Annotated in this window: 24 protein-coding genes; 11 read left to right on the top strand and 13 right to left on the bottom strand. The window is 72.2% G+C overall.

The features are described 5' to 3' along the window. Positions 1-28: 28 nt before the first annotated feature. The 3 genes from DVK06_RS04970 (at position 29) to DVK06_RS04960 (ending at position 3,044) form a co-directional block, all read left to right on the top strand. Complete coding sequence (locus DVK06_RS04970; protein WP_121599518.1) at positions 29-475, top strand: phosphate-starvation-inducible PsiE family protein; 447 nt, start codon at positions 29-31, stop codon at positions 473-475. A 68-nt stretch (positions 476-543) separates the two neighbouring features. Beyond that, positions 544-2,073, top strand: a complete 1,530-nt coding sequence (locus tag DVK06_RS04965) for a deoxyribodipyrimidine photo-lyase (protein ID WP_121599517.1) — start codon at positions 544-546, stop codon at positions 2,071-2,073. A 299-nt stretch (positions 2,074-2,372) separates the two neighbouring features. Beyond that, positions 2,373-3,044 (top strand): nucleotide exchange factor GrpE, encoded by a 672-nt coding sequence (locus tag DVK06_RS04960; protein ID WP_121599516.1) that lies wholly within the window; start codon positions 2,373-2,375, stop codon positions 3,042-3,044. Positions 3,045-3,071: 27 nt separating this feature from the next. On the opposite strand, the gene surE is transcribed toward DVK06_RS04960, so the two are convergent. Further along, positions 3,072-3,866, bottom strand: coding sequence for a 5'/3'-nucleotidase SurE (gene surE / locus DVK06_RS04955; protein ID WP_053771385.1), 795 nt, complete (start codon positions 3,864-3,866; stop codon positions 3,072-3,074). 95 nt (positions 3,867-3,961) lie between these two features. Between surE and DVK06_RS04950 the strand changes: the two genes are divergently transcribed. Beyond that, positions 3,962-4,300 carry a DUF5798 family protein gene (locus DVK06_RS04950; protein ID WP_121599515.1) on the top strand — a complete coding sequence of 113 codons (339 nt, stop codon included), beginning with the start codon at positions 3,962-3,964 and terminating at the stop codon, positions 4,298-4,300. Positions 4,301-4,312: 12 nt separating this feature from the next. Here DVK06_RS04950 and DVK06_RS04945 read toward each other — a convergent pair whose 3' ends face one another. Further along, a complete protein-coding gene (locus tag DVK06_RS04945; protein WP_394324735.1) occupies positions 4,313-4,909 on the bottom strand; it encodes an acyltransferase in 597 nt (198 codons plus the stop codon). Positions 4,910-4,973: 64 nt separating this feature from the next. Next, entirely contained in the window at positions 4,974-6,257 is a 1,284-nt protein-coding gene (purD, locus tag DVK06_RS04940) for a phosphoribosylamine--glycine ligase (protein ID WP_121599514.1), read from the bottom strand. A gap of 140 nt (positions 6,258-6,397) precedes the next feature. Here purD and DVK06_RS04935 point away from each other — a divergent pair, with 140 nt between their 5' ends. Beyond that, complete coding sequence (locus DVK06_RS04935) at positions 6,398-8,635, top strand: thioredoxin domain-containing protein (protein ID WP_121599513.1); 2,238 nt, start codon at positions 6,398-6,400, stop codon at positions 8,633-8,635. A gap of 90 nt (positions 8,636-8,725) precedes the next feature. Then, on the top strand, positions 8,726-9,856 hold the full coding sequence (locus DVK06_RS04930; RefSeq protein WP_121599512.1) for a geranylgeranyl reductase family protein: 1,131 nt from the start codon (positions 8,726-8,728) through the stop codon (positions 9,854-9,856). Between the two features lie 13 nt (positions 9,857-9,869). Here DVK06_RS04930 and DVK06_RS04925 read toward each other — a convergent pair whose 3' ends face one another. Further along, on the bottom strand, positions 9,870-10,346 hold the full coding sequence (locus tag DVK06_RS04925) for a TRAM domain-containing protein (RefSeq protein WP_121599511.1): 477 nt from the start codon (positions 10,344-10,346) through the stop codon (positions 9,870-9,872). Positions 10,347-10,442: 96 nt separating this feature from the next. Here DVK06_RS04925 and DVK06_RS04920 point away from each other — a divergent pair, with 96 nt between their 5' ends. Both DVK06_RS04920 and DVK06_RS04915 read left to right on the top strand, forming a co-directional pair. Beyond that, positions 10,443-11,681 carry a mandelate racemase/muconate lactonizing enzyme family protein gene (locus DVK06_RS04920; RefSeq protein ID WP_121599510.1) on the top strand — a complete coding sequence of 413 codons (1,239 nt, stop codon included), beginning with the start codon at positions 10,443-10,445 and terminating at the stop codon, positions 11,679-11,681. 204 nt (positions 11,682-11,885) lie between these two features. Further along, the gene (locus DVK06_RS04915; RefSeq protein WP_199718580.1) at positions 11,886-12,734 is read left to right on the top strand and encodes a DUF502 domain-containing protein; all 849 of its coding nucleotides are present in this window, start codon (positions 11,886-11,888) and stop codon (positions 12,732-12,734) included. Positions 12,735-12,881: 147 nt separating this feature from the next. On the opposite strand, the gene DVK06_RS04910 is transcribed toward DVK06_RS04915, so the two are convergent. After that, on the bottom strand, positions 12,882-13,667 hold the full coding sequence (locus DVK06_RS04910; protein WP_121599509.1) for a PHP domain-containing protein: 786 nt from the start codon (positions 13,665-13,667) through the stop codon (positions 12,882-12,884). Positions 13,668-13,877: 210 nt separating this feature from the next. Here DVK06_RS04910 and DVK06_RS04905 point away from each other — a divergent pair, with 210 nt between their 5' ends. After that, on the top strand, positions 13,878-15,950 hold the full coding sequence (locus DVK06_RS04905; protein ID WP_121599508.1) for a peroxidase family protein: 2,073 nt from the start codon (positions 13,878-13,880) through the stop codon (positions 15,948-15,950). A 65-nt stretch (positions 15,951-16,015) separates the two neighbouring features. On the opposite strand, the gene DVK06_RS04900 is transcribed toward DVK06_RS04905, so the two are convergent. From DVK06_RS04900 to DVK06_RS04875, 6 genes are all read right to left on the bottom strand, one after another. Next, the gene (locus tag DVK06_RS04900; protein ID WP_121599507.1) at positions 16,016-17,233 is read right to left on the bottom strand and encodes an MFS transporter; all 1,218 of its coding nucleotides are present in this window, start codon (positions 17,231-17,233) and stop codon (positions 16,016-16,018) included. A gap of 99 nt (positions 17,234-17,332) precedes the next feature. Beyond that, complete coding sequence (locus DVK06_RS04895) at positions 17,333-17,965, bottom strand: hypothetical protein (RefSeq protein ID WP_121599506.1); 633 nt, start codon at positions 17,963-17,965, stop codon at positions 17,333-17,335. Then, on the bottom strand, positions 17,955-19,091 hold the full coding sequence (locus tag DVK06_RS04890) for a DUF3179 domain-containing protein (RefSeq protein ID WP_121599505.1): 1,137 nt from the start codon (positions 19,089-19,091) through the stop codon (positions 17,955-17,957). The genes DVK06_RS04895 and DVK06_RS04890 overlap by 11 nt, the downstream gene beginning before the upstream one ends. 152 nt (positions 19,092-19,243) lie before the next feature. Beyond that, a complete protein-coding gene (locus DVK06_RS04885) occupies positions 19,244-19,837 on the bottom strand; it encodes an MOSC domain-containing protein (protein ID WP_053771373.1) in 594 nt (197 codons plus the stop codon). Continuing rightward, positions 19,837-20,226 (bottom strand): hypothetical protein, encoded by a 390-nt coding sequence (locus DVK06_RS04880; RefSeq protein WP_053771372.1) that lies wholly within the window; start codon positions 20,224-20,226, stop codon positions 19,837-19,839. Before DVK06_RS04880 ends, DVK06_RS04885 begins: the two co-directional genes overlap by 1 nt. Positions 20,227-20,317: 91 nt before the next feature. After that, positions 20,318-21,235, bottom strand: a complete 918-nt coding sequence (locus DVK06_RS04875; protein ID WP_053771371.1) for a PLP-dependent cysteine synthase family protein — start codon at positions 21,233-21,235, stop codon at positions 20,318-20,320. A gap of 130 nt (positions 21,236-21,365) precedes the next feature. Here DVK06_RS04875 and DVK06_RS04870 point away from each other — a divergent pair, with 130 nt between their 5' ends. Next, entirely contained in the window at positions 21,366-21,749 is a 384-nt protein-coding gene (locus tag DVK06_RS04870; protein WP_121599504.1) for a thioredoxin, read from the top strand. Positions 21,750-21,764: 15 nt separating this feature from the next. Here the strand turns inward: DVK06_RS04870 and DVK06_RS04865 are convergent, their stop codons facing one another. Next, on the bottom strand, positions 21,765-21,980 hold the full coding sequence (locus tag DVK06_RS04865; protein ID WP_121599503.1) for a hypothetical protein: 216 nt from the start codon (positions 21,978-21,980) through the stop codon (positions 21,765-21,767). A 92-nt stretch (positions 21,981-22,072) separates the two neighbouring features. Between DVK06_RS04865 and DVK06_RS04860 the strand changes: the two genes are divergently transcribed. Continuing rightward, a complete protein-coding gene (locus tag DVK06_RS04860) occupies positions 22,073-22,816 on the top strand; it encodes a ThuA domain-containing protein (protein WP_121599502.1) in 744 nt (247 codons plus the stop codon). Positions 22,817-22,994: 178 nt separating this feature from the next. Here the strand turns inward: DVK06_RS04860 and DVK06_RS04855 are convergent, their stop codons facing one another. Beyond that, positions 22,995-23,855, bottom strand: a complete 861-nt coding sequence (locus DVK06_RS04855) for a hypothetical protein (protein WP_121599501.1) — start codon at positions 23,853-23,855, stop codon at positions 22,995-22,997. Positions 23,856-23,935 lie beyond the last annotated feature (80 nt).

Below are 23,935 nucleotides of genomic sequence, written 5' to 3'. Positions count from 1 at the left end.
TTGCCTCCGGCCGTCGAGCGTTCCGTCGATGGCGCTCGACCTCGACGACGCCGCGGACCCCGCCGCCCGGGCGATGGAGTGGCTCGTCCTCGGCGCGGCGTACTTCCTCCTGCTCCTGTTCCTCATCGGCGTGTTCGACCTGTTCGTCTCGCTGTACCGCCTCCTCGTCGCGGGGAACTTCACCGACCCGGCCGAGGTGGTCGCGCTCCTCGACAGCGTCCTCCTCCTCCTGATCATCGTCGAGGTCCACCGGACGCTCGTGGCGTACGCGCGCGGCCAGCCGGTCCTCCGCATCGTCGTGAGCGCCGCGATCATCGCCGTCTCCCGGCGCGTGATCAGCTTCCGCTTAGAGGACTACGGCGGCGGCAACGAGGCGCTGCTCGCGGCCGCGGCGCTCGGCGTGCTCGTGCTCACGCTCACCGTCGGCTACTTCCTGCTCGACCGCGTAAGCGTTCCGGGGCGGCTCGAACTCTGACCGATCCCCGCCGCCCGGCCGAGCCGCGGTCCCGGTGGTTTCACGGTGGACGCGCCCGTGTGGATCCCATGGAGCTGTTCTGGCACCGACGGGACCTCAGAGCCGCCGACAACGTCGGGCTGGCGGCCGCGAGCGGGGCCGGCGACGACCCCGACCGCGGTCCCGCCGCGCCCGTGTTCGTCTTCGATCCGTCCGTCCTCGACCACGCGAGCGACGTGCGCCTGCGCCGCCTGCTCGACGGGTTGGCCGCGCTGCGCGACGACTACCGCGCACGCGGGAGCGACCTGCTCGTCGCGCGCGGCGACCCGGAGACCGTCCTCCCGCGGCTCGCGGCGGCGCTCGACGCCGAGCGCGTCGTCTGGAACCGCGACTACTCCGGGCTCGCCCGCGAGCGCGACGCCGGGGTGCGACGCGCGCTCGACGCGGTCGACGTGGCGCGCGAGGCCCACCACGACGCGGTCCTCCACGACCCCGACGCGATCCGGACGAACGCCGGCGACCCCTACTCCGTGTACAGCTACTACTGGAAGAAGTGGACCGACCGCGCGAAAGAGGACCCGGCGCCGGCGCCGACCGAGGCGGGCCTGGCCGATACCGATCGGCTCGCCGACGCGGCCGACGCCGTCGACGGGACGGACCCGTCGGGCGCGGTCGCGGACGGCGGCGAGGCGGCGACGCTCGGCGCGTCGGTCGGCGACCTCCCGACGCCGGCGGACCTCGGCTTCGCGGAACCGGACGCCGACGTCAGCCCCGCGGGGACGGAAGCGGCCCGGGAGCGCCTCGACGACTTCCTCGACGAGGCCGTGTTCGCCTACGAGGCCGAGCGCGACTACCCGGCCCGGGAGGCGACCTCGCGGCTCTCCGCGTTCTTCAAGTACGGCGAGATCGGCGTCCGCGAGGCGTACGCCGCCACCGAGGTGGCGATGGCCGAGGCGGAGTCCGACTCGCGGCCCGAGGACGCCCCGGAGCAGGTCGAGGAGTTCCAACAGCAACTGGCGTGGCGGGAGTTCTACACGCAGGTCCTCTTCCACAACCCGGAGGTGGTCTCCGAGAACTACAAGGAGTACGAGGAGGGGATCGACTGGCGCGACGACCCCGAGGAGATCGCCGCGTGGAAGCGCGGCGAGACGGGGTACCCCATCGTCGACGCCGGGATGCGCCAGCTCCGCGAGGAGGCGTTCATGCACAACCGGGTGCGGATGATCGTCTCCTCCTTCCTCACGAAGGACCTCCTCGCGGACTGGCGCCACGGCTACGACCACTTCCGCGAACGCTTGGCCGATCACGACACCGCCAACGACAACGGCGGGTGGCAGTGGGCGGCCTCGACCGGGACCGACGCGCAGCCGTACTTCCGCATCTTCAACCCGATGACGCAGGGCGAGCGCTACGACCCCGACGCGGAGTACATCACGGAGTACGTCCCGGAGCTCCGCGGGCTCGACGCCGACCTGATCCACGAGTGGCACGAGCTGTCGCCCACCCAGCGCGCGAACGCCGCGCCGGAGTACCCGCCGCCGATCGTCGACCACTCCGAGCGCCGCGAGGAGGCCCTCGCGATGTACAAGCGGGCGCGCGGCGAGGACCCGGAGGACTGAGCGCCTCGGAGAACAGGATCTGCGTTCGTTCTGACGACGAAAACGGGACGACGACGCCGGCTCAGTGGGCGACTGCGACCACCATCCCCCGCCCCGTAGTACCGCTGGAGCGCGACGAACGGGACGACGGGAACGACCGTCGCCGGCACCGACCCGGCGGCGACGAGCCCGTACCGGTTCAGCCGGACGAACGGCGTCGCCACGGCGCTGCCGGCCCGACGGCAGGTCGCCGCCGGACGCTCGGGCACGCGGCGCCGCGCTTCTGAACGCTTATCCCCGCCGACCGACTTCGATCGGGTATGAGCGACGACGACGCCGTCGACGTCGAGTCACCCGAGGACGACGAGGGCGACGCGGCGCGGACGAACGGCACGGCGGAGGCGACCGCCGAGGACGCGACCGTCGGGTCGACCGACGGCGACGCCCGTCACGACGACGAGGCGCTCGCCGCGGCCGTCGCCGAGCACGACGAGGCGCTCGCGCGCGAGGTCGCGGCGCTGGAGGCCGACCTCGCCGACACCCGCGAGGCGCTGCGCGAGCGCGACGAGGAGGTCGAGGAACTGACGAGCAAGCTCGCCCGCGTGAAGGCGGACTTCAGCAACTACAAGCAGCGCGCGAAGCGGAAGCAGGAGGAGATCCGCGAGCGCGCCTCCGAGGCGCTCGTCGAGCGGATCGCGCCCGTCCGGAACGACCTCCTCCGCGCGCTCGACCAGGAGGAGGGGAGCGACCTCCGCCCCGGCGTCGAGTCGACGCTGGAGAAGTTCGACGACGTGCTCGCCGACGAGGGGGTCGAACCCATCGAACCGGAGCCGGGCGAGGAGGTCGACCCGGCTCGCCACCAGGTGATGCTCCGCGTCGACAGCGACCGCCCAGAGGGGACGATCCACGAGGTGTACGAGCCCGGCTACGAGATGGGCGACCGCGTGCTGAGCGAGGCGAAGGTGACCGTCAGCACCGGCGACGGCGAATAGCTCGCGCGCCTCTGTTCCGGCGGCGCGTCAGGACCGGACCGCCGATTCGTAGGCGTCGGCGAGGTCGTCGAGGCCCGCGTTCGTCGCCGCGGCGTGCGGCACGGAGAGCGGCGAGACCGACACCTCGCCGTCGACGACGGCGCGCCGGTCGGTCCCCACGGGGTCCGGCACGTCGCCGTCGTTCATCCGGCCCCAGATCGGGTCGGAGAACCCGACGCGGCCGTCGCCGTTCCGCTCCGCGCGCATCCCGTACCACGTCGAGGGCGTCGTGACGCGGAGCGGCGCGCGGTCCTCGTCCGCGATGGGCGCGTTCACGTTGAGGTAGTCAGCCCGCTCGAACACGCCGGCGTCGACCGCCTCGTCGACGAGGTACCGCGTCGCCCGGGCCGCGTGCGCGAAGTCCGCGGCCGCGAACTCCCGCTTCCACCAGTCGTCGCCGCCGGGCACGTACATCGAGGTCGCGACCGCGGGCACGTCGAAGAACGCGGCCTCGACGGCCGCCGAGACGGTCCCCGACCGGCCGAGCGTGTAGGCGCCGAGGTTCGCCCCCTCGTTACAGCCCGCGACGACCGCGTCCGCCTCCGGGACGAGTTCGTCGAGGCCGGCGACGACGCAGTCGACGGGGGTCCCGTCGACGACGTACCCCAGCTCGTGGTCGTCGACCGCGGCGTCGTCGGAGAGGCGGCGACCGACGGACGACTGGTCGTCGGCCGGCGCGACGACCGTCACCGCGTACTCGGTCGCGAGCGCGTCGTGGAGCGCGCGCAGTCCCGCGGCGTCGACGCCGTCGTCGTTGGTCAACAGGATCCGGTCGACGCTCATACCCGTACCACGGGCGAGTCGGGCAAAAGTCCACCGTCGGTGCGGGCGTCGCGTCGAACGGAAAAGCACACGTATCGCCGGGCCGACCCGTCGGTATGGGATTCGGGGACACCGCAAAGAAGATCCAGACCCTCGCGGACCGCGCGGAGCGCACCTACAAGAAGATCAGCGAGCTCCGCGACGAGGTCGACGAGACGCAGGAGACGGTGAAAGACACCGCGGAGCGCGTCAAGACGCTCGAAAACGAGATGGCCGAACAGCGGGCCGTCCTCGACGCGGTCGCCGAGGAGGTCGGCGTCGACTTGGCGCGCGTGAGCACCGAGGCGCACATCACCGACGCCGAGGAGACGGCGGCCGCCGCGGGCGACGACGCGGACGCGGGCGACGACGCGGACGCGGGCGACGACGCGGACGCGGGCGACGACGCGGCGTAACCGACGGTCGGCTCAGTCGTCGCTCGCGGCCGTCTCCGCCCGCGAGACGACCTCCGCCGGCACGCCCGCGACGGTCGCGCCCGGCGGCACGTCCTCGGCGACGAGCGAGTTCGCGGCGACGCGCGCCCCCTCGCCGACGGTGACGCCGGGCAGCACTATCGCCCCGGCGCCGACCATCGCCTCGTCCTCGACGACCACGTCGCCGAGGCGGTACTCCTCGTGGAGGAACTCGTGGCACAGCAGCGTGGCGTCGTACCCGATGACTGCGTCGTCGCCGACGCGGATTCTCTCGGGCCAGAACACGTCGGGCGTCGACTCCAACCCCCAGGCGACGCCGGCGCCGACCGTGACGCCGATCCGCCGCAGCAGCCAGTTCTTCAGCCGGAGGCTCGGACAGATCCGCGCGAGGACGATGACGACGTAGTTGCGCACGACCGCGAGCGGCGACTTCGCGTCCGGCCACGACCACAGGGAGTTGCGCGCTCCCGGCGTCGGAAACCGGTCGAGGCGGTCGCTCCGACTCGGGTCGGTGTCGTCGGACCTCGCGTCCAGGTCGTCGCGTGGCGGCTCGGTGTCCTCGCGCGTCGCGGCCGCGTCGTCGTCGGTCACGACGGCTCGTTCGGACGGGGAGAATAAAAGGGTCGCTCCGGGGCGTCGGTCGGAACGCGTCCGGTCAGCTCCGGAGGTCGTCCATGTGGTCGATCCGGCGCTGAACGAGATCGGCTGTACCGATGTCGTGACGGATGCGGACGCGATCGCCCGCGGCCGCCAGGGCGTCCTCCGCCTGCGCCTCGGCGGCCGCGACGGAGTCGCCGCGGCCGACGACGGCGAACGCCCGCGACGTGGTCGTGTACAGGCGCCCGTCGCGCTCGTCGACGCTGGCGTAGTAGAGGAGCGCGTCGCCCGCGTGCTCCTCGTCGACCGCGATCTCGGCGCCCGCGTCGGGGTCGGTCGGGTAGCCGTCCGGCACGGCGTACTTACAGACGGTCGCCTCGCCGGAGAAGGAGAGCTCCGGGAGCGGCTCGCCGTCGCGCGCGGCGGCGAGCACGTCGACGAACGGCGTGTCGAGTACGGGCAGCGTGTTCATCGCCTCCGGGTCGCCGAAGCGCGCGTTGAACTCGACGACCTTCGGGCCCGCGTCCGTGAGCATGAACTGGCCGTAGAGGACGCCCTTGTACTCGGGGAGCGCGTCGACGACCGCCGCTAACACGTCGACCGCGGCCTCGTAGTCGCCGTCGCGCATGAACGGCAGCGAGCGCCCCGTATCGGAGTACGAGCCCATCCCGCCGGTGTTGGGTCCCTCGTCGCCCTCGTAGGCGCGCTTGTGGTCTTGGACCGCCGGCGTCGTCCGCAGATCGCCGTCGGCGACGAACGCCTGGATCGTGAACTCCTCGCCGACGAGTCGCTCCTCCAGCACCACGCGGTCGTAGCCGGAGTCGCGGAGGTACGCCTTTGCCTCCTCGCTCGTCACCTGGTCGCCGATCACCTTCACGCCCTTCCCGCCGGTGAGCCCGGCGGGCTTGACCGCGAGGTCGCCGTCGTACTCGTCGATGTACTCGCAGGCCGCCTCCGTGTCGTCGAACACCGCGTAGTCCGGACAGCCCGGGATCGCGTGCTCCTCCATGAACTCCCGCTGGTACGCCTTGTCGGTCTCCAGCCGGGCCTCGGCGGCCCGCGGGCCGAAGGCGTACACGCCGGCGTCGTCGAGCGCGTCCGCGACCCCCGCCTCAAGCGCCGACTCCGGGCCGATGACCGCGAGGTCCGCGCCGACCTCGGTCGCGTAGTCGGCGACCGCGGCCGGATCGGTCTCGTCGATCGCCGCGAACCCGTCCGCCAACCGTCGGATCCCCGGGTTCCGAACGCCGGCGCAGGCGTACAGCGCGCAGTCGTCGGCCACGGCGCGGGCGATCGCGTGTTCGCGCCCGCCGCCCCCCACCACGAGTACGGTCTCCGTCATGCCCGACGGGTGTCCGCACGGTAGTGTAAACCTTACTCTCTATCGGGCTCGATATATGCGCGGACGTGGATAGAACTACGCCCGAAGCGGGAATCGCCCCGGTGCGGACGGCTTTTGGCCCGCCGGGCCGAATCGAGCCCATGTCACAGCCGACCGAGCGGAACCGCCTCGACGGCGAGGCGAGCCCGTACCTCCAACAGCACGCCGACAACCCCGTCAACTGGCAGCCGTGGGGCGACGAGGCGTTCGAGCGCGCTCAGGAGCACGACGTTCCGGTGTTCGTCTCCATCGGCTACTCCTCGTGTCACTGGTGTCACGTCATGGCCGAGGAGAGCTTCGAGGACGAGTCGGTCGCCGCGCTGCTCAACGAGGAGTTCGTCTCGATCAAGGTCGACCGGGAGGAGCGCCCCGACGTCGACAGCACGTTCATGACCGTCTGCCAGCTGGTCACGGGCGGCGGCGGGTGGCCGCTCTCGGCGTGGTGTACCCCGGAGGGGAGGCCGTTCTACGTCGGGACCTACTTCCCGCCCGAGCCGCGGCGGAACCAGCCCGGCTTCCGCGACCTCTGTGAACGCATCGCCGACTCCTGGAGCGACCCCGAGCAGCGCGAGGAGATGCGGCGGCGCGCCGACCAGTGGGCCGAGAGCGCGCGCGACGAGCTGGAGTCGGTGCCGACGCCGGACGCGACCGGTCCGGACGGCGAGGACGCGGCCGGTCCCGCCGGCGACGACCTGCTCGACACCGCGGCCGCGGCGGCGCTGCGCGGCTACGACGAGGAGCACGGCGGCTTCGGGAGCGGCGGCGCGAAGTTCCCGATGCCCGGGCGGATCGACCTCCTGATGCGCGCCTACGCCGGGCGCGGCCGCGACGCCCTGCTGTCGGCCGCGACCGGCACGCTCGACGGGATGGCCCGCGGGGGCATGTACGACCAGATCGGCGGGGGGTTCCACCGCTACGCGGTCGACCGCGAGTGGACGGTCCCGCACTTCGAGAAGATGCTGTACGACAACGCCGAGCTGCCGATGGCCTACCTCGACGGCTACCGCCTCGCGGGCGACCCCGCGTACGCCCGCGTCGCGAGCGAGTCGCTCGCGTTCCTCGACCGCGAGCTCCGCCACGAGGGCAGCGGCTTCTTCAGCACCCTCGACGCGCGGAGCCGACCGCCCGCGGGCCGCGGGGGCGACGACGGGGAGGGAGACGTCGAGGGCGCGTTCTACGTGTGGACCCCCGAGGAGGTCGACGCTGTCCTCGACGAGCCGGCCGCGTCGCTCGCCAAGGAGCGGTACGGGATCCGGGCAGGGGGCAACTTCGAGCGCGGCACGACCGTCCCGACGATCGCCGCGTCCGTCGAGGAGCTGGCCGCCGACCGCGACCTGTCGCCCGAGGCGGTCCGAGAGATCCTGACCGAGGCGCGCACGGAGCTGTTCGACGCCCGCGAGGAGCGCCCGCGTCCCGCCCGCGACGAGAAGGTGCTGGCCTCGTGGAACGGGCGAGCGATCTCCGCGTTCGCGCGGGCCGGGAGCGCGCTCGGCGAGACGTACGCCGAGATCGCCCGCGAGGCACTCGACTTCTGTCGCGAGCGCCTCTACGACGCCGACCGCGAGACCGGCGCGCTCGCCCGGCGCTGGCTCGACGGCGACGTGCGCGGGCCGGGGTACCTCGACGACTACGCGTTCCTCGCGCGCGGCGCGCTCGACACGTACGCGGCGACCGGCGACCCGGAGCCGCTCGGGTTCGCCCTCGATCTCGCCGACGCGCTCGTCGACGAGTTCCACGACGCCGACGACGGGACGATCTACTTCACCCGCGACCTCGACGGCGAGGCGCGAGACGGCTCCGGCGACGCCGGCGGCGAGACCGCCGACGCCGGCCCCCTCATCGCGCGGCCGCAGGAGTTCACCGACCGGTCGACGCCGTCGAGCCTCGGGGTCGCCGCCGAGACGCTCGCGCTCCTCGACGGCTTCCGGACGGACGGCGAGTTCCGCGAGATCGCCGAGCGCGTCGTGCGGACCCACGCCGACCGGATCCGCGGGAGCCCGCTCGAACACGCCTCACTCGTGCGGGCGGTCGACCTGGTCGAGACCGGCGGGATCGAGGTGACCGTCGCCGCCGACGCGGTCCCCGACGACTGGCGCGAGACGCTCGGCGAGCGATACCTGCCGGGCGCGCTGGTCGCGCCGCGGCCCGCTACAGATGCGGACCTCGACGAGTGGCTCGACCGCCTCGGCATGGCGGAGGCCCCGCCGATCTGGGCGGGCCGCGACGCGGTCGACGGCGAACCGACCGCGTACGTCTGCGAGGGCTTCACCTGCTCGCCGCCGCGGACGGACCTCGACGCGGCGCTCTCGTGGCTGGAAACGCGGGAGTCGTCCGAGTAGGCGGCCGTTCCGACCCCTCGGCCCTCGCTCCGTCGGGACCGGCCGGGTCGGCGCGTCGCGCTTAACTACCCCCGTCACCACGACCCGACCATGTACGACTTCGTCGTCGTCGGCGCGGGACCGCCGGGGTCGCGGTTCGCCCGACGCGCGGCCGAGGACGGCCGCGACGTCGTCGCCTTCGAGAAGGGGTCGGTCGGCGAGCCGCTCGCCTGCTCCGGGCACGTCTCCGACGACGTGTGGGAGTACGCCCCCGACGGCGCCCGCGACGACCTCCTCCAGAACCGGGTGTACGGGGCCCGCTTCCACGTCGGCGGTCCGGATTCGCGGTCCTACCCGTTCTACAAGCGGGAGCCGGTCTCCAACGTGATCGACCGCGTCGGGCTCGACCGAGCCCTCGCCGAGGCCGCGCGCGAGGCGGGCGCCGACGTCCGAGTGAACCACACGGTCGTCGGCGTGGAGGAGCGGGCCGACCGGGTCGCCGTGGACGTTCGGACGCCCGCGGGTGACGTGGAGCGCGTCGAGGCCCGGATGGTCGCCGGCTGCGACGGGCCCACGTCGCGGGTGCGGCGCGCGCTCGACCTCCCGGAGCCGGACGAACTGCTCCACGGCGTCCTCGGGTTCGACCCCGCGGCGGACGCGGGCGACTACGTCGACGTCCACCTCACCGCGCCGACGTTCTTCGCGTGGCGGATCCCCCGCGGCGACGCGGGCGTCGAGTACGGGCTGGCGGCGCCGCCGAGCGAGGACGTGTCGGAGATGTTCGAGCGGCTCACGGACGCCTACGGCGCGACGACCGACCGGCGCTGCTCTGGCGCCATCCCGGTCGGCCCGCCGGCGCGGACGACGAGCGACCGCGGCTTCCTGATCGGCGACGCCGCCGCGCAGACGAAGCCGTTCACCGGCGGCGGCATCCTCTACGGGATGCGCGCGGCCGACGTGGCCGCGGCGGCGATCGACCCGGCGGACCCGGAGACGCTCGCGGACTACGAGTCCGGGTGGCGCGCGGAGCTGGCCACGGAGATCCGACTCGGGAAGGCGATCAGGCGGTGTTACTCGCTCCCGGAACCGGTTCAGCGGGTCGGGCTACGGGCGCTGTCCGGCGAGATCGGCGTCCACATGGACGAGCCGTCCTCGTTCTTCTCGGCGTCGCACCTGCGGTCGCTGTTCTCGCGGGCGACCCCCCCGGAACGGATACATCCCGACGACCGGGGGGCGAAGTGACCCCGGGCGGTCGCTACTCGTCGACGACGCTCGCGAACGAGACGTTCTCGCGGACGCTCGTGATCTCGACGGTCGGCTGCTCGCCGGGCTCCGCGTCGGGAACGATGACGACGTAGCCGCGTTCGATCTTCGCGATCCCGTCGCCCTTGTCCCCGAGCGTCTCGATCGTCACGTCCCGTACCTCCCCCTCCGAGACGGGCGGGTCCGGCTGGACCGCGCCGGCGGCCCCGCGGGAGGTGGGCCGCTGGCCGTCGTCGGACGCGGTCCCGTCGGACGCGCCGTTCGTCTCGGGGACGGACGCGCCGTCGGCGTCGCCCGTCGACTCCGCCGCCGATTCGGCGCGGTCCAGGACGGCGATCCGATACGTATCGCCCACGCTGACGCTTCCGTGTTCGATCTCCGAGGTCGGGACGGTGACGACGTAGTCGTCGCCGCGGGACTCCACCCGTCCGGTGTACAGACACGCGAGAGAATCAGTAATTTCGACCATGAGCGCTATTGCGCGCACGGGGATGAAAAGCCACCTGTTCGTGCGGACGACGGGCGAAGGTAAACGTTTACCCTGTCCCGAATTAACCAACGCGGTATGAGCCGAAACTACGAGTCGCTCCACGACCCGAACGCGGAGTACACGATGCGGGAGCTCTCCGCCGAGACGATGGGGACCACGGGGACGCGCGGGGGCGGCCGCGACGTCGAGATCACTGACGTTCAGACGACGATGGTCGACGGGAACTTCCCGTGGACGCTCGTCCGCGTGTACACCGACGCTGGCGTCGTCGGCACCGGCGAGGCGTACTGGGGCGCGGGCGTCCCGGAGCTCATCGAGCGCATGAAGCCGTTCGTCGTCGGCGAGAACCCGCTCGACATCGACCGCCTCTACGAGCACCTCATCCAGAAGATGTCCGGCGAGGGCTCGATCGAGGGCGTCACTGTCACGGCCATCTCCGGCATCGAGGTCGCGCTCCACGACCTCGCCGGCAAGATCCTCGACGTGCCCGCCTACCAGCTGCTCGGCGGGAAGTACCGCGACGAGATGCGCGTCTACTGCGACTGCCACACCGAGGACGAGGCGGACCCCGAGGCGTGCGCGGACGAGGCCGAGCGCGTCGTCGACGAGCTCGGCTACGACGCGCTGAAGTTCGACCTCGACGTGCCGAGCGGCTTCGAGAAGGACCGCGCGAACCGCCACCTCCGCCCCGGCGAGATCCGCCACAAGGCGGAGATCGTCGAGAAGGTCACCGAGCGCGTCAAGGACAAGGCCGACGTCTCCTTCGACTGCCACTGGACGTTCTCGGGCGGCTCCGCGAAGCGCCTCGCGGACGCCATCGAGGAGTACGACGTGTGGTGGCTCGAAGACCCCGTGCCGCCGGAGAACCTCGAGGTCCAGGAGGAGGTCACGAAGAGCACGACCACGCCGATCACGGTCGGCGAGAACCGCTACCGCGTCACCGAGCTGCGCCGCCTCATCGAGAACCAGGCGGTCGACATCGTCGCGCCCGACCTGCCGAAGGTCGGCGGCATGCGCGAGACGCGCAAGATCGCGGACGTGGCGAACCAGTACTACGTCCCGGTCGCGATGCACAACGTCGCCTCGCCGATCGCGACGATGGCGGCGGCCCACGTCGGCACCTCCATCCCGAACTCGCTCGCGATCGAGTACCACTCCTACGAGCTGGGCTGGTGGGAGGACCTCGTCGAGGAGGACGTGATCGAGGACGGCTACATCGAGGTGCCGGAGCAGCCGGGTCTCGGGCTCACGCTCGACATGGACACCGTCGAGGAACACATGGTCGAGGGCGAGACGTTGTTCGACGAGGAGTGAAACGATTCGTCGAACTCGATAGGCGAGCGGAGCGAGCCTATCGGTGTTCGACGAGGCGGAAGCCGAAGTCGAGCCCAAAAATCTCCAATTTTCGCAGTTCGACGAGGCGGAAGCCAGATCGTACTCGATAGCTGAGCGGGTGCGCCCCCGTCGACGGGTGCGTGAATGAGCATTTATTTTACCGTTCCCCGCGAGGAACGCATTATGTCGTCCCCCGACGATAGCGACCCCTCCCAAGTAGCGACCCGGGCGAAACAGACCGGCCAATCCCTGTACTCGCGCGCGTACGATTCGCTGATCACGGGCGTCGCGATCATGATCCCCGTCGTCGTGACGCTGTACATCGTCAGCATCGCGATCGGGTTCGTTCGGAACGCGCTGGACCCGCTCATTCGGGTCCTGCGGTGGGCCGGTCTCATCCAGCGCATCGAGTCGGGCGGATTCGTCCAGCTGCTCATCGAGATCGGGATCTACGCCGACGTCGTGGCGTTCGTCTCCGAGCTCATCGCGATCGCGGTCCTCGTGCTCGTCATCGCCGTCGTCGGGGTCGTGGGACGCAACCGCTACGGGCAGCGGGTCGTGGACGTCTTCGATCTGGTGGTGTCTTCGATCCCGGGCGTCGGAACGGTGTACAAGAGCTTCCGGCGGATGGGAGACGTGGTTCTCGACGAGCAGGACGACAAGTTTCAGGAGGTGAAGCTCGTCCAGTGTTTCGACGAGAACGTCTACGTGCTCGGGTTCAAGACCGGCGAGGCCCCGGTGACGATAGAAGAGTCGACCGGTCACGAGGAGATGGTCTCGATGTTTCTGCCGTTGGCGCCAAATCCCGTGACCGGTGGCCTGTTGACGTACATCCCGCAGTCGGACGTTTACGACATAGACCTGACCATCGAAGAGGGGATTCAGAGCGTCCTCACGAGCGGTGTCGCGACCGACCAAGGCGCCTCGGGGACTCTCAACATCGGCCTCGAAGAGCTACAGAACTCACAGCGGTACCAAGACATTCGCAGCGCGGTGGTCACGACCGACTACGACGACGACGACCGGGAGTAGGCGCGGCGACTCTGATGGCCCGGGAGGGTCTGTTGTACCGCGAGGGAGCGAGCGTTCGACGACCGGCGCCCGCCGGTCGCTTCGGACCTCGACGCCGCCGCGTCGTCCGACGATCAGCGCCCCCGTCACGGCCGTTAGTCGAGCGCGTCAGCTCCGTTTCACCACCCGATCGAGTCCGACGGGCCGTAGCCCGCGCCGGGCGAGTTCGGCCTCGACCTCCCGCACCCGGGGCGCGATCGCGTCCGGCTCGTGGCTGTCGGTCCCGACGGTCACGTCGACGCCGGCGTCGACGAGCCGGTCGAGGAACGGGGGCGCCGGGTGGAACTCGCCGTAGTCGTCCAACAGGCGGCCGGCGTTGATCTCGGGGACGGTCCGCGAGTCCCGGAAGGCGTCCGCGACGGCGGCGTAGTGGTCCTCGGTCGCGAACCCGCGGAGGTGCGGGTTGCGCTCGACCAGGTCCGGGTGCGCCGCGATCGCGAACAGCTCCGAGTCGATCAGGGCGACCAGCTTCTCGAAGTAGCGGTCGACCAACTCGCGCCGCTCCGACTCCGGCTTGTCCGCGAAGCGGGACCGCGTGTGGACGTTCGCGCCGTCGAGCTCGTGGACGCTCCCCACCGCGTAGTCGAAGCCGGCGTCGTCGAGGAACTCGGCGATAGCCCCCTCGTGGGCGGGGTCGTAGTCCATCTCGGCGGCGTCGAACACGTCGACGTCGACCTCGTCGCGGACCGCCTCGATCGCCTCCCGGCGCCGCTCGTAGGTCAGGTCGAGATTGAACCCGAACGCGCGCTTGTACCGCCGCGCGGTCGGGGCCGGCGAGACGTTACAGTGGTCGGCGAGGCCGATCCCGTCGAGCCCGGCGTCCGCTGCCGCCTCGACCATCCATCGCAGGAACGCCCCGTCCGAGTAGTTCGTGTGGGCGTGGAAGTCGTACACGGAGGGCCTTCGTGGCGAGGCGACTCGAAGGTTCGGGTCACACGTGACGCGGTGTCGCGCCTCTCCACGGCGCTTCTCCACGTAACCCGCCTCGTCCGCTCTCACGTCTCGTTCCCCGGACGGTCGCAGTCTACCCACAGCATAATCCGCGAAACCTGTTGAAAGTTCATTTAGAAAATTTTTTGCTGCTGATGTTTAATTGTATGAGGCATGGGGACAAGTAACAAGACCCGGTGCCGCGTGGTCGACGACGAGTCCCGCCCGCTGGCGGGGCGCGTGGTCGTAGGAGAACGGCCGGGCGAGGGGGGCGAACCGGTCGGCCACTGGACCACCGACGACGACGGCGGATTCGTCGTCGAGACGGACGGCGGCGTCGACGACGTCTCGTTTACGGTTCGCAACCCCGCACGCGGCGGCGCGGAGGAGCCCGTGCGACGGCGGCGGACCCCGGACGACGCCGAGCACGCGCTCCACCTCACGGTGAAGGCGCGCCGGATGACGGTCCACGGCGGTATCGAACACCGGGGGATGAACGAGGCGGCCCAGACCGCGGCGGGGCCGGTCCGGAGCCACCGGTTCCACACGCAGTTCCCCGAGTTGGAGCCCTACGAGCGCAGCGAGGCGTTCCTGCGGACGCTCGGAGGCACGGGGGGCGAGGCGGGCGCGCCGATGATGGAACCCGCGGACGCTCCGGTCGGCGAGGCGGAGACCCCGGCCGGGTACGGGATCTTCGGCCAGTTCGTCGACCACGACATCACGTTCGACCCGACCTCCGACATCGACCGGCGGAACGACCCGGCCGCGCTGCGGAACTTCCGCACGCCGGCGCTCGACCTCGACTCGCTGTACCGGACGAACGCCGAGGCCGCGCCGTTCCTGTACGACCACGAGCGGGACGAGCGCAAGCTGCTCACCGGCGAGGCGGGCGCGCCGGACGCGGCGGAGGGCGGCGGGCTCTCGGGGCTTCCCGGGACCGACCTCCAGCGTAACGATCAGGGCGTCGCGCTGATCGGCGACCCGCGAAACGACGAGAACGTCGTCGTCTCGCAGCTCCAGCTCGCGTTCGTGAACTTCCACAACCGCGTCGTCGACCACCTCCGGGGCCCGGGCGCCGACCTCGTCGAAGGCGGCGAGTCGGTCCTCGAAGCCGCCCAGCGGCTCGTCAGATGGCACTACCAGTGGGTCGTGCGCCACGACTTCCTCCCGCGGATCTGCGACCGGTACGTCCTCGACGACATCGAGGACCGCGGCCGGCAGTTCTTCGTGCCGCCGGGACGAACGCCGGCCATCCCGGTCGAGTTCGGCGGCGCCGCCTACCGCTTCGGGCACAGCATGATCCGCCACGCGTTCGACGTCAACGACGAGGTCGGCGAGGTGCCGCTGTTCCCCACCGGCCCGGGCGACGGCCGGAACCTCCGCGGCGGCCGACCGGTGCCGAGCGACCTCGTCGTCGACTGGTCGCGGCTGCTCGACGCCGGCGACGGGGACTTCCAGCCGGGTCGGAAGATCGAACCGCTGCTCGCGCCGACGCTCTTCGAACTCCCGTTCGGGGGCGAGCCGTCCCTCGCGGTCCGGAACCTCCGCCGGGGCGAGGCGCTCGGACTCCCCTCCGGGCAGGACGTGGCCGCACGGATGGGGAACGATCCGATCCGCAACGAGGCGTTCGGCCACGACTCGGGGATCATGGAGGCGCTGCGGGCCCACGAACGCGGCGCCGACCCCGACTCGCCGCTGTGGTACTACGTGCTCGCGGAGGCGGAGTTCCAGCAGGACGGCGAGCGCCTCGGCGCGGTCGGCAGCCGCATCGTCGCCGAGACGCTCATCGGGCTGATCGAGGCCGACGAGACCGCCTACCCGAACGCCGCGCCGGACGACTGGGAGCCGAGCCTCCCGCAGCCGACGGCGACGGCGGGCTACACCCTCGCCGACATCACGGCGTTCGCGGCCGAGGCGCGGCCGGACGGCCTCGTGATCGACGCGATCGATCCGGGCCCGGGCGCCGGGGGCGACCCGCTCGACGAGTCGGTGACGCTCCGGAACGCCGCCGCCGAGCCGATCGACCTGTCGGGGTACGCGATCGACCTCGGCGGGCAGCGCGACGACCTGCCCGACGCGACGCTCGACCCTGACGAGACGCTGACGGTCCACATCGGCCCGGGGACCGACACCGCCGCCGACCACTACCTCGACCGCGGCGCGCCGGCGCTCAACGACGCCGGAGAGACCGTCGCGGTCTTCGACCCCGATGGCGAGCGGTCGACGCGCCGGCGGTACGTCGGGTGAGTCGGTCGCGACGCGCCGACGGGGCGCGGTACCGACGCGCCGACTCGGACGCGGCCCGACCCGCGTCACCGCCCCCCGCCGACGACCGCGTTTGCGGAGATGACGAGGAACGCGAGCCCGGACATGCCGGCGATGACGGCGAACGACGCGGCCCAGCCGAGCAGGTCCGCGACGAGGCCGACGCCCACCGAGCCGGCCGAGCCGATCACGGTGTAGACGGTCCGGATCAGGCCGAACCCGGCGCCCCGCTCCGCGTCGCCGAGCGCGTCCATGAACCGCGGGTCGATGGCCGAGAAGAAGCTCGACCCGAGGCCGGCGAGGAAGACGGCGACGCTGAGCCCCGCGACCGCGGGGAGCGCCGGGAGCCCGACCGCTGTCGGGAGCCGCAGGAGGCCCGGGAGCGCGACCAGCGCGCCGAGGCCGAGCGCCCCGCCGAGGAGGGCCGCGGCGATGCTCGCGTCGCGGCCCAGCCGGTCGGAGAGCCGCCCGAGCCCGACCTGCGCGCCGGCGCGGACGACGAAGAACGCCGAGAAGACGCCGCCGGCGAAGCCGGGCGAGTACCCGCGGAGCTCGACGAGGAACGTCGGAAGGAAGGAGATGACGCCCTGCGCGACGTACGTGCCGAGCGTCGCGACCGCGAGCGGGACGAGGACCTCCCGGCGCCCGACCAGTTCGAGCAGCGGCGCGAGCCGGAGCCGCTCGGCCATCGGCTGCTCCGGGCGCCGCGGCTCGGTCGGGCGCACGCGGCGCGCGAACAGGGCGAAGATGGGGACGCCGACGAGCGCGGCCAGCGCGACGCCGGGCCGCCAGCCGTAGCGGAACCCCACCCACGTCGCGGCCACCGGCGCGACCAGCCCCGCGAGCGGCCCGCCGAGCGAGTGGATCCCGACCGCGGTCCCGAGGTCGTCGAACGTCCGCGAGAGCAGCGTGGTCGCTACCGCGTAGTGGAGCCCCGCCGCGAGCCCGAGCAGCACCGCGGCCAGCACGAACGCGGGGAAGACCGGTACGACGGCGAGCAGGAGGCTCGTCGCGGTCGTCCCGCCGACGGCGACGAGGATCACGCGGCGCTCGCCGTACCGGTCGGCGAGGATGCCGCTCGGGAACTGCGAGAGCCCGTAGGCGAACCACATGCCGGAGAGCGCGACCCCCACCGCGGTGTTCGACACGCCGAAGTCGTCGATGATCAGGGGGACGACCGGGCTGATCGCCAGCCGGGCGAAGTACGTGACGAAGAACGCCAGCATACACAGGGTCAACACCGCGTGGCGGTACCGCCAGTTCATCCGACAGTCACGGGCGTGTCGTCGGGGCGGTCGCCGGTCAACGCTTTCGATCCCGACGGGGCGCGGAACGCCGTAGCGGGGGTTTCTGGCGAGCGGGACTCACCCGAGGGCGGCCGGGTCCACGCGGCTCCCGACCCACAGCAGCGTGAGCAGCAGGCCGCCGACCGAGGCGGGCAGGAACCACTGGAACGCGGCGAGCAGCCCCGCGGAGGCCTGTACGCCGATCACCGCGAGGAGCGTGGGGCCGCAGCAGGCGAACCCGTAGAGGACCCCTGGGACCCCCGCGACCGCGCCCGCGCCGGCCCCGATCCGGCACGCCGACGGCCCGCGCCACGCGACGACGGAGACGGCGAGGGTGACGCCGACGAGCGCCGCGAGCCCGAGCCCGAGCGCGGCGTTGACCGGGGCGAAGAGGTACTCGACCGGCCCGACGGAGAGCAGCGCCACGGGCTCGTACTGGAACGGTGCGACGCGGCGGAGGGCGAGCGCGCCCGGCGTCTCCGCGACGACGAGGTCGAACCGAGGGGGCGCGCCGCCGCTCGCGCCGGCGCGGACCCCGAGGTGGCCGAGCCCGACGTGGTACGCGAGGAGGTACGCGACCGCGACGACCGCGGCGGTCGCGCGGCCGTCGCGTCGACCGAGAGACGCGCGCACGGCGAACGCCGTCCGCCGGCCGAGCCCGACGAGCCACTCACGCGGGGCCTCGGTCGGCGCGGCGGTCTCAGCGGCCATACCCGGCCCAGGTGTGGTCGCCGACGAACGCGGTGTCGGGGTAGAACCCGGCCCAGGCGAACCACATCGCGTCGAACGCGAGTACGCGGTCGAGCGGAAGGTCCGCGGCGGCCAGTCCGCCCTCGCCCCCGACCCTGTACCCGTCGCCGTCGGTCGCGACCGCGGCCCCGTCCGGGTTCCGGTAGACGTGCCCGGTCGAGAGGGCGGGCTCGGCCACGGCGACGACGGCCCCCCCGTCCCCGCCGACGGTCCCGGTCAGGACCCGCTCGTCGAGGAGGGTGGCCTTGTCGAACGCGACGGCGCCGTCGGCGGTGCGCGCCCCGACGACGACGGACTTCGGGTGGCCGTCCTCCGTCGACGCCAGCGGCGGGAACAGCGTCCCGTTCCGGGCGTAGTAGCCGTTCACCGGGGCGTAGCTCCCGTACGGGTCGCTGTCGTAGCGGCGGACGTGGCCGGTCGCCTCCGTCATGACGAGCGAGCCCGGCCGTCGCGCGGCCCACTCGCTCGCGGTCGTCCACACGACCCGGAACTCGTCGAGCGTCGCGCCCGCGAGCGGGCCGTCGATCGCGGTCGCGAGCATCTGCGGCCACCAGCTGTCGGTGGCGCGGTCGTACATGATCAGGTTCGAGTTGACCAGCCGGCCCGACACGCCGAACGTCGTGTCGCCGCGCCGGAACCCCTGTGCCGTCCCGGTGAGCGGGCAGTAGGTGACCGCGATCGGTTCGCCGGCGATCTCGTCGTTGACGATCTCGTGGTGCGAGAGGATCCGCCGGGGGTACGCCCTCGCCTCGCCGTCGCGGACGACGCCGAACACCGGCTCGTCGGCCGCGAGGTCCGCGTCCGCGATCGGCCGGAACTGCGGGTCGTCGACCGACGGGATCCCGTCTTTGCCGACGCCGCCGTCGAGCGACTCCGACAGGAGCGACGCCGGCTCGTACGCGAGGTGGTACTCGGTTTCGACGGTGGGCGGCGGGCTCCCGTCGCCGCCGGACGCCCCGTCGCTCGACGCCCCGGCCGACTCCCCGTCGCGGTCGGCCCCGCTCGTCGCTCGACCGCCGAGACAGCCGGCGACGGCGGCGCCGACGGCCGCGAGTCCGGACAGCGCCGCGCGCCGAGTTCGATTCATGCCCCTGTCTCCGTCTTCGACCGTATAAAGCCCGAAGCGTAGGTGTGAATTGCACGCACACCCGCCCGGCGCGGGGCGGTTCTCGGGCGCCCCGCGGTACCGGAGCGGGCCGAGGCCGCCGGGGAGAACCGGCTGCCGGGACCGGCTGACGGCTACTCGTGACCGCTCTGCGAGCCGCCGCGCAGCCGCTCGGCGATCGCCGCGCCCGCCGTCCGAGGGTCGGCCTCGCGCACTGTCACGGGGTCGCCGACCGCCACGCGGCCGGGCTCGACGACGGTACAGCAGAGCCCGCCGCGCTCGCGCAGCGCGGCCGCGATCCCGTCGGCGCCGGCGAGCGATTCGAGGCGCGCGCAGGGCGGACGGCGGCGCGTCGGCCGCAGGAGCGCGTCGCCGACGGCCACCGTCGCGCCGAGCAGCGGGTCCAGTCCGCCCCCGAAGCCGTCGACCACCACGTTCCGCCGGTGTCGACCGTCGCGGAGGTCGACCCCGGTCTCCTCGCGGACGGCGGCGAGCGCCGCCGCGGAGACGAGCGTCACCGCGCAGCCGTCCAGCTGGAAGTGACCGTCCCCGCGGCGGTAGCGGTCCCCCTCGACCCCGTCGGGACGGACGTCGACCGCGTCCCGACCGACCGGCGGCGCGCCCCCTTCCGGGGCCGTGACGAGCGACGCGACGCGACCGGTCTCGTCCGGTCCGCGGGGCCCGAGGTCGCCCCCGGCTCGGCCGTCGCGGCCATCCTCGGCCGGCATCACGGGCCCCCGAGGAGGGTCGCGTCGTCGGGCCTCAGCCACTCGCGGTGGAGGTAGTAGACCGCGGCGACAGGCGGGGCCGGGAGCGCGGCGAGGGCGTAGATCCACTTGAACAGTCCCAGGTCGGCGACGCGCCGCTCGGCCAGCGAGAGCGAGTCGAGCAGCAGCGTCGCGGTCGCCAGCGGCGCGAGGAGGTAGCCGTGCGCGAAGGCCACGGCCGCGCCGACGGGGGTCGACGGCGTCAGGAACGCCCAGTCGAGCGCGTACAACAGCGTCCAGCCGACGACGGCCGCGGCGAGCGCGGCGAGCCACGGCCCGTCGAAGCGCCGATCCTGCGGGTCGGTCGGGTCCGCGTCCGGCGCGGCCGTCGTCGAGTCGCGGGTGCTCACGGGGGCCCTCGGCGCCGCGCGCTAATCAACGTCCGGGTGCCCGCGGACGCGACGGTCGTCGGCGCCCGAGCGTCGCCGCGGTGCGGGGCGCTCACTCGTCGAAGGTGCCGGCGGTGAGGTACCGCTCGCCGCTGTCCCAGAAGACGGTGACGACGAGGGGTTCGGCGCCCGCGTACGCCCCGGCCTCGCGCAGTTCCGCCGCCACGTTCCTGGCCGCGAGGTTGGAGGCTCCGGACGACTGGCCCACCAGAATTCCCTCCTCGCGGGCGAGCCGCCGGCACTCGGCCTCCGCGTCCGCGAGCTCGACCGTGTGTACCTCGTCGATCAGGTCGACGTCGAGGTTCGGCGCGACGAACCCCGGTCCCATCCCCTGGAAGCGGTCGTCGCCCGGCGGGTCGCCGGAGAGGACGGCGTTGTCCGCGGGCTCGACGGCGTCGATGCGCACGTCCGGGAACGCCTCCCGCAGTCGGCGGCCGATCCCGGAGAGGGTGCCGCCGGTACCGACACCGGCGACGAGGGCGTCGACGGTGCGGTCGCCAACCTGATCGAGGATCTCCGGCCCCGTCGTCTCGTAGTGCGCGCGGGGGTTGGCGGGGTTCTCGAACTGCCGCAGCTGAACGGTGTTCGGCTCCGCTTCGAGATCGTCCGCGCGCTCCTTCGCGGCCGAGATGTCGCCGTCGACGAGCTCGACGGTCGCGCCGTACGCCTTCATCAGGCGCCGGCGCTCGATCGACTTCCCCTCCGGGATCACGAGCGTGACGTCGTAGCCGCGCGCCGCGCCCGCCATCGCCAGCCCGATGCCGGTGTTGCCCGAAGTGGGCTCGACGATGCGGTCGCCCGGCTCGATCTCGCCGGCCGACTCGGCGGCCTCGATCATGTACAGCGCGGGACGGTCCTTCGCCGAGCCGCCCGGGTTCCGGGACTCGACCTTCGCCGCCACGGTCGTTCCCGCGGGCGCGTCGACCCGCACCAGCGGCGAGCCGAGCGTCGACAGGATGTCGTCGTCCATTACCCGATCCGAGGCGACCGCGACCCAAAGGCCCCGCGGACTGCGGCAATCGATGTCGGCCGCGAACCGCCGAGGGCTCGTCTTGCCACCGACGCACCGTTTAGGTGCCTCCGCGACCTACCTCCGCAAAATGACGCTCGAAACGCTCGCGCCCGCCGACCTTGACGCGGACGCGTTCGACGAGTCCGTGCTCGAAGCGCTCGGAGCCGACGACTACGTCTTCAAGGTGTGGGGCGGCGACTGGTGCGGCGACTGCGGACGCCAGCTCCCCGAGTTCGGCGCCGCGCTCGCGGCCGCCGGGGTCCCGGACGACCGCATCCGGGAGTTCCCGGTGACGAAGGGGCCGGACGGGAAGGAGGGCGAGTTAGTCGAGGAGTACGGGATCGAGCTGATCCCGACCGTCGTCGTCGAGTCGCCCGAGGGCGAGGAGCTCGCGCGGTTCGTCGAGGAGGCAGAAGTCTCCATCGCGGAGTTCCTGGCCGAGCGGCTCGCGGATGTCGAAGCGACCGCCTGACCCTTTTCTCGCCGCTCAGTCGGCTCTCGCGTTCATGTCGAACGCGTAGTAGAGCGCGGTCATCGTGACGCCCATCGCGACCGCCTGAAATGTCATGGAGGTGTCGGATAGGACGCCGACCACGAGGACCGACGCCGTCGCGATCACGCCGGTGACGACGGCGTACCGGAACCGGGAGAGGCCGCGCGCCCAGTCGTCGGCGCGTCGGTACAGCTGTCGGGGACCTGCCATATGCGGTCATCTCCAGCCCGAGGGAAGTGCCTTCGGGTCCGGGCGCCGCGCGGCTGGGGAGCGCTAAAGTCGGTTCGGCGTCGACCACGGGCATGGCACGCGTCACGGTCTGGAACGAGTACCGTCACGAGCGCGAGAGCGACGTCGTCGCCGACGTCTACCCGGAGGGGATCCACGCCGTCGTCGCGGACGCGCTCCGCGAGGGCGGCCACGAGGTCCGCACGGCGACGCTCGACGAGGGGCCGGAGCACGGGCTCACCGAGGCGGTCCTCGACGACACCGACGTGCTCGTCTGGTGGGGCCACGCTGCCCACGACGAGGTGTGCGACGCGGTCGTCGACCGCGTCCACGAGCGCGTCCTGAACGGCACGGGCCTGATCGCGCTTCACTCCGCGCACTACTCGAAGATATTCAGGCGGCTGATGGGCACCAGCTGCTCGCTGAAGTGGCGCGAGGCCGCCGAGCGCGAGCGCCTGTGGACGATCGAACCGGGCCATCCCATCGCGGAGGGGATCGGCGAGTACGTCGAGCTGGCGGAGACCGAGATGTACGGCGAGCGGTTCGACGTGCCCGCGCCCGACACGCTCGTGTTCACCTCTTGGTTCGAGGGGGGTGAGGTGTTCCGATCCGGCTGCTGCTACCGCCGCGGGAGCGGGAGGGTGTTCTACTTCCGACCCGGCCACGAGACGTACCCGATATACGACGACGAGGACGTTCGACAGGTCCTTCGGAACGCGGTCGAGTGGGCGGCGCCGGGCGACGGCCCCGCGCCCGAGTTCGGCAATTCGGAGCCGGTCGCGGATATCGACACGAGCGACGACCGGACGGTTCACTGATCGGCACGAGCGCCCGCGGAGAAATCGACGAGCCGGCGGCTCAACGGCGTAGAGCGACCGCCGCTACGGCGCGGACGTTGAAAGGCGACCGCCTCGCGCGAACGCAAGACGACCGGTGGTGTCGCACGCCGGCGGCCGGTCGAGTTGCCCTCGGCCGGCCGGGTATATAACCCCTCGTTTACTCCGGGCGGTGGACCTCGCCGTCGCGCGAGTCGGCGTCCTTCCGGCGGAGCGCGGCGGCAGCGTTGTTCGCGTCGTAGCCGAAGAACACGTCCTTCGCGTACGTCTCGGCCACCTCGGCGGCGTGGATCAGGTCGTCGACGTCGACCTCGACCGCGTACAGCTCCAGCGAGAACGGCGTCTCCGGCGGCGCGCCGTGGAGGTCGTAGTCGCCGCCGAGCCGCGAGCGGAACCCCCGGGCGATGGTCTCCAGCCAGTAGGTCGTCGCGTACTCGGTGTCGTACAGCGGGACGACGAACTCGTCGACGTGGTCGGCGAGCCGGTCGAGGTCGAGGCCGGCGCGCTCGTAGAGGTGGTCGGGGTAGGGGTCGGGGTACAGCGTGAGCAGGAGCCGTCCGGGGACGAGGTCGGCCGCCTCGGCGACGAACTCGGTGATCACGTCGGCGCGCCAGTCGGCGAAGTCGTCGCGGTCGCTCTCGGCGAACAGGCGCTCGCAGCGGTCGCAGTGACAGAACCCCTCGCGGGGGAACCCGATGTCGTCGAGGCGAACGTCGGCGTTCGCGTCCGCGCAGTCCGCGATTATCTCGAACAGGCCCTCGCGGTACTCGGGGTGCGTCGGGCAGATGTACGCCCAGTCGAAGTACTCGCGGTCGCGGGTCGCCGGCTCGCCGCGCTCGTCCACCGGGACGAGGTCCTCGTTCTCGCTCGCGGCGGCGTTGTCGCCGAAACACGACACCATGTTCACGGCGTTCGGCAGCGGCTCGGCCGCCCGGCCGGTGACGTCTTTGACCTCGTAGAAGCCGAGGTCGAACGGCTCCATCTCGACCTCGTCGGCGTTGCGCGTGACGACCCCGTACATGGCTTCAGCTACGTGGCTGGTCGGTAAAAACGGACGGTCTCGCCGCGGTCCGCTGGGGAGGCGGCCGCCGCGCGATGCGG

This window comes from Halorubrum sp. Atlit-28R, assembly GCF_003665955.1.
GTDB classification, from domain to species: Archaea; Halobacteriota; Halobacteria; order Halobacteriales; family Haloferacaceae; genus Halorubrum; species Halorubrum tropicale.
This window is presented reverse-complemented; position numbering and strand designations above follow the sequence as displayed.

Bases quoted from the DNA above. Each gene is read 5' to 3' on its own strand.
- DVK06_RS04970 (WP_121599518.1), top strand. From the start codon at position 29: ATGGCGCTCGACCTCGACGACGCCGCGGACCCCGCCGCCCGGGCGATG.
- DVK06_RS04965 (WP_121599517.1), top strand. From the start codon at position 544: ATGGAGCTGTTCTGGCACCGACGGGACCTCAGAGCCGCCGACAACGTC.
- DVK06_RS04960 (WP_121599516.1), top strand. From the start codon at position 2,373: ATGAGCGACGACGACGCCGTCGACGTCGAGTCACCCGAGGACGACGAG.
- surE (WP_053771385.1), bottom strand. From the start codon at position 3,866: ATGAGCGTCGACCGGATCCTGTTGACCAACGACGACGGCGTCGACGCC.
- DVK06_RS04950 (WP_121599515.1), top strand. From the start codon at position 3,962: ATGGGATTCGGGGACACCGCAAAGAAGATCCAGACCCTCGCGGACCGC.
- purD (WP_121599514.1), bottom strand. From the start codon at position 6,257: ATGACGGAGACCGTACTCGTGGTGGGGGGCGGCGGGCGCGAACACGCG.
- DVK06_RS04935 (WP_121599513.1), top strand. From the start codon at position 6,398: ATGTCACAGCCGACCGAGCGGAACCGCCTCGACGGCGAGGCGAGCCCG.
- DVK06_RS04930 (WP_121599512.1), top strand. From the start codon at position 8,726: ATGTACGACTTCGTCGTCGTCGGCGCGGGACCGCCGGGGTCGCGGTTC.
- DVK06_RS04925 (WP_121599511.1), bottom strand. From the start codon at position 10,346: ATGGTCGAAATTACTGATTCTCTCGCGTGTCTGTACACCGGACGGGTG.
- DVK06_RS04920 (WP_121599510.1), top strand. From the start codon at position 10,443: ATGAGCCGAAACTACGAGTCGCTCCACGACCCGAACGCGGAGTACACG.
- DVK06_RS04915 (WP_199718580.1), top strand. From the start codon at position 11,886: ATGTCGTCCCCCGACGATAGCGACCCCTCCCAAGTAGCGACCCGGGCG.
- DVK06_RS04905 (WP_121599508.1), top strand. From the start codon at position 13,878: ATGGGGACAAGTAACAAGACCCGGTGCCGCGTGGTCGACGACGAGTCC.
- DVK06_RS04900 (WP_121599507.1), bottom strand. From the start codon at position 17,233: ATGAACTGGCGGTACCGCCACGCGGTGTTGACCCTGTGTATGCTGGCG.
- DVK06_RS04895 (WP_121599506.1), bottom strand. From the start codon at position 17,965: ATGGCCGCTGAGACCGCCGCGCCGACCGAGGCCCCGCGTGAGTGGCTC.
- DVK06_RS04890 (WP_121599505.1), bottom strand. From the start codon at position 19,091: ATGAATCGAACTCGGCGCGCGGCGCTGTCCGGACTCGCGGCCGTCGGC.
- DVK06_RS04885 (WP_053771373.1), bottom strand. From the start codon at position 19,837: ATGCCGGCCGAGGATGGCCGCGACGGCCGAGCCGGGGGCGACCTCGGG.
- DVK06_RS04875 (WP_053771371.1), bottom strand. From the start codon at position 21,235: ATGGACGACGACATCCTGTCGACGCTCGGCTCGCCGCTGGTGCGGGTC.
- DVK06_RS04870 (WP_121599504.1), top strand. From the start codon at position 21,366: ATGACGCTCGAAACGCTCGCGCCCGCCGACCTTGACGCGGACGCGTTC.
- DVK06_RS04865 (WP_121599503.1), bottom strand. From the start codon at position 21,980: ATGGCAGGTCCCCGACAGCTGTACCGACGCGCCGACGACTGGGCGCGC.
- DVK06_RS04860 (WP_121599502.1), top strand. From the start codon at position 22,073: ATGGCACGCGTCACGGTCTGGAACGAGTACCGTCACGAGCGCGAGAGC.
- DVK06_RS04855 (WP_121599501.1), bottom strand. From the start codon at position 23,855: ATGTACGGGGTCGTCACGCGCAACGCCGACGAGGTCGAGATGGAGCCG.